Source organism: Pectobacterium sp. S5, from assembly GCF_051707265.1.
Classification (GTDB): Bacteria; Pseudomonadota; Gammaproteobacteria; order Enterobacterales; family Enterobacteriaceae; genus Pectobacterium; species Pectobacterium polare.
On record NZ_JAULSZ010000006.1, the window covers coordinates 221931 to 229394 of the forward strand.

At 47.2% G+C, this 7464-nt stretch carries 7 protein-coding genes and 2 rRNA genes; 2 read left to right on the forward strand and 7 right to left on the reverse strand.

Annotated features, from left to right (window positions below; translation table 11 throughout):
• Window positions 1-64 precede the first annotated feature (64 nt).
• From QWJ20_RS19550 to QWJ20_RS19570, 5 genes are all read right to left on the reverse strand, one after another.
• Entirely contained in the window at window positions 65-112 is a 48-nt protein-coding gene (locus QWJ20_RS19550; RefSeq protein WP_071892919.1) for a spot 42 RNA, inhibition of DNA synthesis, read from the reverse strand.
• Window positions 113-274: 162 nt separating this feature from the next.
• Window positions 275-3064 carry a DNA polymerase I gene (gene polA / locus QWJ20_RS19555; protein ID WP_433993276.1) on the reverse strand — a complete coding sequence of 930 codons (2790 nt, stop codon included), beginning with the start codon at window positions 3062-3064 and terminating at the stop codon, window positions 275-277.
• Between the two features lie 503 nt (window positions 3065-3567).
• Window positions 3568-4191 (reverse strand): thiol:disulfide interchange protein DsbA, encoded by a 624-nt coding sequence (gene dsbA / locus QWJ20_RS19560; protein WP_095701095.1) that lies wholly within the window; start codon window positions 4189-4191, stop codon window positions 3568-3570.
• A gap of 24 nt (window positions 4192-4215) precedes the next feature.
• A complete protein-coding gene (locus tag QWJ20_RS19565; protein WP_433993277.1) occupies window positions 4216-5202 on the reverse strand; it encodes a serine/threonine protein kinase in 987 nt (328 codons plus the stop codon).
• Window positions 5203-5280: 78 nt separating this feature from the next.
• Window positions 5281-5550 (reverse strand): YihD family protein, encoded by a 270-nt coding sequence (locus tag QWJ20_RS19570; RefSeq protein WP_005968263.1) that lies wholly within the window; start codon window positions 5548-5550, stop codon window positions 5281-5283.
• Between the two features lie 212 nt (window positions 5551-5762).
• Between QWJ20_RS19570 and mobA the strand changes: the two genes are divergently transcribed.
• Together mobA and mobB are read left to right on the forward strand one after the other, a co-directional pair.
• Window positions 5763-6341 carry a molybdenum cofactor guanylyltransferase MobA gene (gene mobA, locus QWJ20_RS19575; RefSeq protein ID WP_433993283.1) on the forward strand — a complete coding sequence of 193 codons (579 nt, stop codon included), beginning with the start codon at window positions 5763-5765 and terminating at the stop codon, window positions 6339-6341.
• Window positions 6331-6855: a molybdopterin-guanine dinucleotide biosynthesis protein MobB gene (gene mobB, locus QWJ20_RS19580; protein ID WP_109413027.1), complete on the forward strand. Its 525-nt coding sequence runs from the start codon at window positions 6331-6333 to the stop codon at window positions 6853-6855. Before mobA ends, mobB begins: the two co-directional genes overlap by 11 nt.
• Before the next feature lie 189 nt (window positions 6856-7044).
• On the opposite strand, the gene rrf is transcribed toward mobB, so the two are convergent.
• Both rrf and QWJ20_RS19590 read right to left on the reverse strand, forming a co-directional pair.
• A 5S ribosomal RNA gene (gene rrf / locus QWJ20_RS19585) occupies window positions 7045-7160 on the reverse strand.
• Between the two features lie 120 nt (window positions 7161-7280).
• Window positions 7281-7464 (reverse strand): 23S ribosomal RNA (locus QWJ20_RS19590); the annotation flags it as partial.

Sequence of the window (7464 nt, forward strand, 5' to 3'; positions counted from 1 at the left end):
GCAAAAATCCTGGATAAAGCCCATAAAAAACGCCCCGCTCAAAACTGAGCGGGGCGGCTAATATTCAGCCAAATCCGATTACGTGAAGTAAAAGGTCTGAAAGATAGAACATCTTACCTCTGTACCCTACGTCTTTAACTCTACCCTATTTTTTCACGGGAACAAAGGCTTTTTTGTTGTTTACTTTCATAGAAAATGGTTATCGATTACACAAAGTTAAACCAGGTCACACAATACTGTTATTTAATTACAGAAATAGCATAAAAATCGGCCATTAATGTGCTTCATCCCAGTTCATGCCTGTACCGATGTCTACCTGTAACGGAACATTCAATTGCATACAACCTTCCATTAATGCTTTGATTTTACTAATGGATTCCTCAATAACCGAATCATGAATCTCGAAAACCAACTCATCGTGAACCTGCATGATCATCTTCACCTTCGGCGTGTCTTTCTGTAGCCAATCGTCAATTGCGATCATCGCTTTCTTAATAATATCAGCAGCAGTGCCCTGCATTGGGGCGTTAATCGCCGCACGTTCTGCGCCTTTACGCGCCATCGCATTACGAGAATGGATATCGGGCAGATAGAGACGGCGACCGTCAAGCGTGGACACATAGCCATGCTCAGCAGCCTGTTGGCGCGTCCGCTCCATGTAATCCTGCACACCAGGGTAACGCTCAAAATACAGGTTCATGTATTTCTGCGATTCGCTACGCGGAATATTCAACTGACGCGACAGGCCAAACGCGCTCATGCCGTAGATCAGGCCGAAGTTGATCGCTTTAGCACTGCGACGCTGTTCGGATGTCACCTTATCCAGCGCGATACCAAACACTTCTGACGCCGTTGCCCGGTGGATATCCAGCCCGTTCGCGAATGCGTTCAACAGCCCTTTATCACCCGATAAGTGCGCCATGATGCGCAGTTCGATCTGCGAGTAGTCAGCCGCAACAATGCTGTAGCCCTTAGGCGCAATGAATGCCTGACGAATACGGCGCCCTTCGTCATTACGCACCGGGATATTTTGCAGGTTCGGATCGCTGGAAGACAAACGCCCGGTCGCAGTAACAGCCTGATGATAAGACGTATGAACACGCTTCGTCGCCGGATTGATCATCAGCGGCAGCTTATCGGTGTAAGTAGATTTCAGCTTGGCTAAGCCACGATATTCCAGGATCAGCTTCGGCAGAGGGTAATCCAGCGCCAGCTCAGCCAGCACTTCCTCATTGGTTGATGGCGCGCCTTTTGGCGTTTTCTTCAGAATCGGCAGCTTTTGCTTTTCATACAGAATGCCCTGTAGCTGCTTGGTCGATGAGAGATTGAATTCTTCACCCGCCAGCTCATACGCTTGGATTTCCAGCTCCGCCAGGCGTGCTGTGAGCTCTTTTGAGTGTTCAGCCAGAATGACGGGATCGATCAGTACGCCTGTACGCTCGATGCGGGATAAAACCGGCACCAGCGGCATATCGATAGTCTGGAAGACCTGACACAGATCGGCATGCGGCTGGAGTTTCCCCCAGAGCTTCTGGTGCAGATGCAGCGTAACGTCCGCATCCTCGGCGGCATAAGGCCCAGCCTGTTCCAGCGCAATCTGATTAAACGTCAGCTGATTTTTACCCTTACCCGCGATCTCTTCAAAGGTAATGGTTTTATGATTCAAATAGCGTTCGGCCAGGCTATCCATATCATGGCGGCCCGCCACGCTGTCGAGCACATAAGATTCCAGCATGGTATCAAACGCGATGCCGCGTAAATCGATGTCATACCGCTGCATCACGCCTTTATCAAATTTGAGATTCTGGCCAATCTTAAGCAGCTTCTCATCTTCCAGCAGCGGTTTGAACAAGGCCAATATCTTGGTGCGATCCAACTGTTCCGGCGCGTCCAGATAGTCATGGGCCAATGGCAAATAAGCCGCTTCACCCGGCTTAATCGCAAATGACAAACCAATCAGATTAGCCGTGAGTGTATCCAGCCCGTCGGTTTCCGTATCAAAAGCGAAAACCTCAGCCTGTTTTAAACGCTCAACCCAATCGAGCAGCGTTTTTTCATCAAGAATCGTGACATAACCGTCAGCAGAAAGCGTAGGTGCGTTGTTTTCTTCAGCAACTTTCTCAACCACCGCGTTACTCGCCGCCTGAACAGGCTGGCTACTCTTTTTACCCTGCATCCAAGTGCCTGATTCAATATCTGATAACCAGCGCTTAAATTCATAACGGGAAAAAAGACGATGCAACTCATCCACATCCAACTCGTTAACGGTGAGCTGATCGCAGCTAAGTTCCAGCTCGACATCCGTTTTAATTGTCGCGAGCTGATAAGAGAGGTAGGCCACGTCTTTGTGCTGTTCAAGCTTCGGCGCCATGGTTTTCGCACCACGGAAGGAAAGCCCGGCAATTTTATCAAGATTGGCATATAGCGAGTCCAGCCCGCCGAGCCCTTGCAATAGCGCTTGAGCCGTTTTTTCACCCACGCCTGGTACACCGGGAATGTTATCCGATGCATCTCCCATCAGCGCAAGAAAATCGATAATCAGCTCAGGGGGGATACCGTACTTATCACACACTTCCTGTGGGCCAAGAATCGAGTTATTCATGGTATTAATGAGCGTCACGCTTGGCGTCACTAGCTGCGCCATATCTTTATCGCCGGTACTAATCAGCACTGGCTTACCCACTTTTTCCGCCTGAACGGCGAGCGTACCGATCACATCGTCCGCTTCTACGCCGGAAACCGCCAGAAGCGGTAGTCCCATCGCTTTCACCATCTTATGCAGAGGCTCTATCTGTTCGCGTAGATCCTCCGGCATAGGTGGACGGTGAGCTTTATAGTTTTCGAACAGCTCGTCGCGAAACGTTTTCCCTTTCGCATCAAAAACAACGGCAACGTGGCTGGGCTGATATTGCAACAGCAAACTGCGTAGCATATTCAGTACGCCATACATTGCACCAGTTGCTTCTCCCGCGCTGTTTGTTAACGGAGGGAAAGCGTGATAAGCACGATACAAATAGGATGAACCGTCTACCAGTATTAAAGGGTTTTCTGCAATCTGAGCCATAGCCTGCCGTGATCGTTGTTGTCTGTCATAGCGCTAAGCATGCCATAGGTCAGGGAAAGAGACGATCCTTAACGTGAGATATTGGCTGATTTTGCATGGATCCTCGCAAGATCTTCCTGTGGATAACTTTGTGAATAGTTTCCCCCGCTTAATTGCTAATTTTTCCTATTATCTTAAGCTATTTTTTTATATTCATTAATTTCATGAAGTTATAATATAACCTGTTTGTTTTTAAGGCATGAAAAACCGTCATCCAATTTGTGGATATAAACAAAAAGATAAATAGATATTGCGAACTGATGAGATATAAAAGATAAGAAGATGAAAAACGGGAAGGTATACCCTAAATAATTCGAGTTTCAGGCAGGCGGCAAGGGAAGGAATCCCGATGAGCTTACTTGAGTAAGTGATTCGGGTGAGTGAACGCAGCCAACGCACAGGCAACTTGAAATATGACGGGTATATAAAGTCATGCGGTTTTACCCGCATGACTTATTAAATAATTACTTCTTGGTAATGAGGAACTTCACCACGTCAGCGTACTGTTTTACATATCCATCCATTGAACTGGTATCAAGACCATCATTCTTGATCATATATTTACCGTTAACGAACATGGCTGGAACACCGCGTAATTGTAAATCTGCCGCCGCTTTTTCCTGCTGAGCAACCAGAGATTTCACAACAAAGCTATTCAGAGCACCATCAAATTCTTCCGCACTCACGCCAGCTTTCACAAAGACTTCGCGAATATCATCCGGTTTTTGTACAGTCTGTGTTTTCTGAACGGCATCAAACATCAGCGGGGTAATTTTATCTTCAACGCCCAGCGCCATAGCGACAGCCCATGCCTGCGTCAGGTTTTTACCCAACGGGCCCAAGAAGTCCACGTGATAACGTGTCATCTTCGTACCCTCTGGCAACGCTTTTTTTACTGCATCTGGAACGTGGTAAACCTGTTCAAATTGATAGCAGTGTGGGCAATAGAATGAGAAGAACTCAAGAACCTGGGGCTCTTGGGTTGCAGGTTTATCTAATTCTACATATTGCTTGCCGTCAGAAAACTCTGCAGCAGAAGCACTAAATGCCAGAACAACGCCAATCAGCGCAAGCCATAATCTTTTCATAAATTTCACTCTCTCCATTTAATTTCAGTACATTGGCATTAGCTGTAGAGGAGGTTCCTGCAACAGCTGAGTTTGCCCAATAAATATTGCCGTTTGCTTCAACCAGAAATCAGCATCCGTCATCCAGGGGAAATTTTTTGGAAAAGCAGGATCTTCCCAGCGACGAGCAACCCAGGCTAGATAATAAACCTGCCGCATCGCACGAAGAGGCTCAATCAGCGCGAGCTCTTTCTCCTGAAATTCCGCAAATTCGCTATAGGCTTCTAACAAGATATCCAGTTGAATACGTTGTTCACGACGATCACCATGCAACAGCATCCATAAATCCTGAATTGCTGGACCATTGCGGGCATCATCCAAATCCACAAAGATCGGGCCATCACGCCACAAAATATTGCCTGGATGACAATCCCCATGCAGACGCAGTGGTCGCCAGTCGTTATGCCAATAAGTTTCAACTGTATCAATCAGTTGACGGATCGCCTGTAAAAAATCATGTCGATGTATTTTCGGTATTAGCGGACATGTCTCCAACAGCCGATAAGGTTCATGCAGATATTCATTTACCCCGATCGTAGGACGCTCGGTGAATAACGATTTCTGACCCGTCTGGTGAATCCGGCCGAGAAAACGACCAACCCACTCTAGCTGGTCTTCATTATCCATTTCATACTGTCGCCCGCCCACGCTGGGGAATACGGCAAAATGAAATCCTTCATAGACATTCAACGTCTGCCCATTAAGCGAGACGGGCGCGACAATAGGGACTTCATCTTCTGCCAATTGCTGGGCAAAAATATGCTCTTCCTGAATCTGTGCCGCGCTCCACCGTTCCGGGCGATAAAATTTCACCACGAATCGTTTACGATCTTCATCCGCAAACTGGTACACCCGATTCTCATAACTGTTTAATGCCGTCAAACCAGAATCAACGCGCAGCCCAACATCCAGCAAGGCATCCACGATCAGATCGGGGAATAGCGTCTGGAAATTAAATATCGAACTATTCATCACGGCCACAAATGGTTAGAGGCGACATAAGAGATATGCGTGCAATAGTTAGCATCATGAACGTGTTATTCCTTTCCACTAGTCTTTAATAACTCCCCGGGCACGAAGCAAAGCTGTCTTAAAATCTTCTTCGTAGTCCTTCTTCAAACCGGGGATGACTTGTTCTTTATCTGCATCACGCATTTTTAGATGGTAAATAAGGATATCATCAGTCAGTTCATTTAACTGCCCCTCGAACCCCGCCTCCTGTGCAAGGTTTTGTAAAAATTGCACCAGATTTAAATCGGGTTCTTTTTGCCAGGCTGGATGCAGCAGTTCAATCAGCTCATTAACGCGATGGCATTTCATTTTTTTCTCCTTAAAAACGATTTGTACTCAATAAATTTCAATATGCCGGAAGCCGTTTGAACGATATTGAGCATATAGTGATAAAAATAACAGCCTTGTGCACATGAGGAAAGAACTTGGTCTTCAGCGAAAGTTTTTAGAGAATAACGCATGGTTTATCCCTCAAAGCATTCAGAACAGAAGAAAGTGAGCATAGATACTTGGAAAGTAAAATGATTACTGGCGTTATTCTCGCAGGCGGACGGGCAACACGCATGGGCGGGCACGATAAAGGTCTGATAACACTGAACGGAGTACCGCTATACCAGCACGTTCTGTCTCGGCTTAAAGCACAGGTCGATGAGGTCATGATCAGCGCTAATCGCAATCAGGCTGTGTATGCACAAAGTGGCTGCCGCATTATTGGTGACTTTGATGCAAGCTTTCCAGGCCCGTTGGCGGGCATTCTGAGTGGGTTACATGCTTCTCCATCCGAATGGGTCGTATTTGTCCCTTGCGATGTCCCCGCACTCCCCCTCGATCTGGTGCACCGCTTATGGCAAGCACGTGGGGAAGCAAATGCGACTTATGCCACAGACGGAGAACGTCCACATCCCACATTACTCCTAATCAATAGAAACCTTATTGAGACGCTGGAAGCTTATCTGCATCTTGGAAACCGTAAGCTGATGCTATTTATGGAACAGGTTGGAGCAAACGCAGTTTCATTTAGCGATCAGCCTAAAGCCTTTCGCAATATGAATTCGCCTGAAGATTTATCCAATTGGGAGGATCAACACCGTGAATCCTAATCGTGTCCCCTTGCTCGCTATTGCTGCTTATAGCGGTACAGGTAAAACGACATTACTTAAACACGTCATCCCGCTGCTACTGACTCATCATGGTGTTCGAGTCGGACTCATTAAACATACGCATCATCAGATGGATATTGATACGCCAGGTAAAGATAGCTATGAGCTCCGTAAGGCTGGCGCAGCACAAACGATTGTCGCCAGCAGCCAAAGGTGGGCGCTAATGACGGAGACTCCTGAACAGGAAGAACCCAATATTTACCATCTAGCAGAGAAAATGGATGCATCAGCTCTCGATCTGGTGCTGGTTGAGGGGTTCAAACATGAGAAGATCGCTAAAATAGCCTTATTTCGCCAATCGTTGGGTAGAGAATTAAGTGATTTGCTCGATGAGTATGTCATCGCGATTGCAGCAGATGGTGAGATCGACACCATGCTTCCAGTGCTTGATATCAATCAACCAGAGCAGGTTGCTACTTTTATCCACCAATGGCTCAAAAATAACCGTCGGTAGTGCGGAATAGGCTACCGTTCACGCTGATCCATTAGGTAATGTCTGGTAGAAAATGGGCTTCTGAACCCAAAAACCAAACTTTCCCATGCGCTGTATCCATCATGCGATCTGCAGGCTTTTGTAAATCCACCCAAAATTCGCATAGCAAAAAGCCCCTGTCTTTCGACAGGGGCTTTCCACTTATTTGATGCCTGGCAGTTCCCTACTCTCACATGGGGAAGCCCCACACTACCATCGGCGCTACGGCGTTTCACTTCTGAGTTCGGCATGGGGTCAGGTGGGACCACCGCGCTATCGCCGCCAGGCAAATTCTGTTTCATTCTAACCGTTATGCGTTGCTTACGCGTTCGCACAACCATCAGAACCAATCTTTGAACAAGCTGAGTATTGTTTTTTGAGTCGTCTCAAAACACCTTCGGTGTTGTAAGGTTAAGCCTCTCGGGTCATTAGTACTGGTTAGCTCAACGTATCGCTACGCTTACACACCCAGCCTATCTACGTCGTCGTCTTCAACGGCCCTTCAGGGGCATCTAGTGCCCAGGGAGACTCATCTCGAGGCAAGTTTCCCGCTTAGATGCTTTCAGCGGTTATCTCTTCCGCACTTAGCTA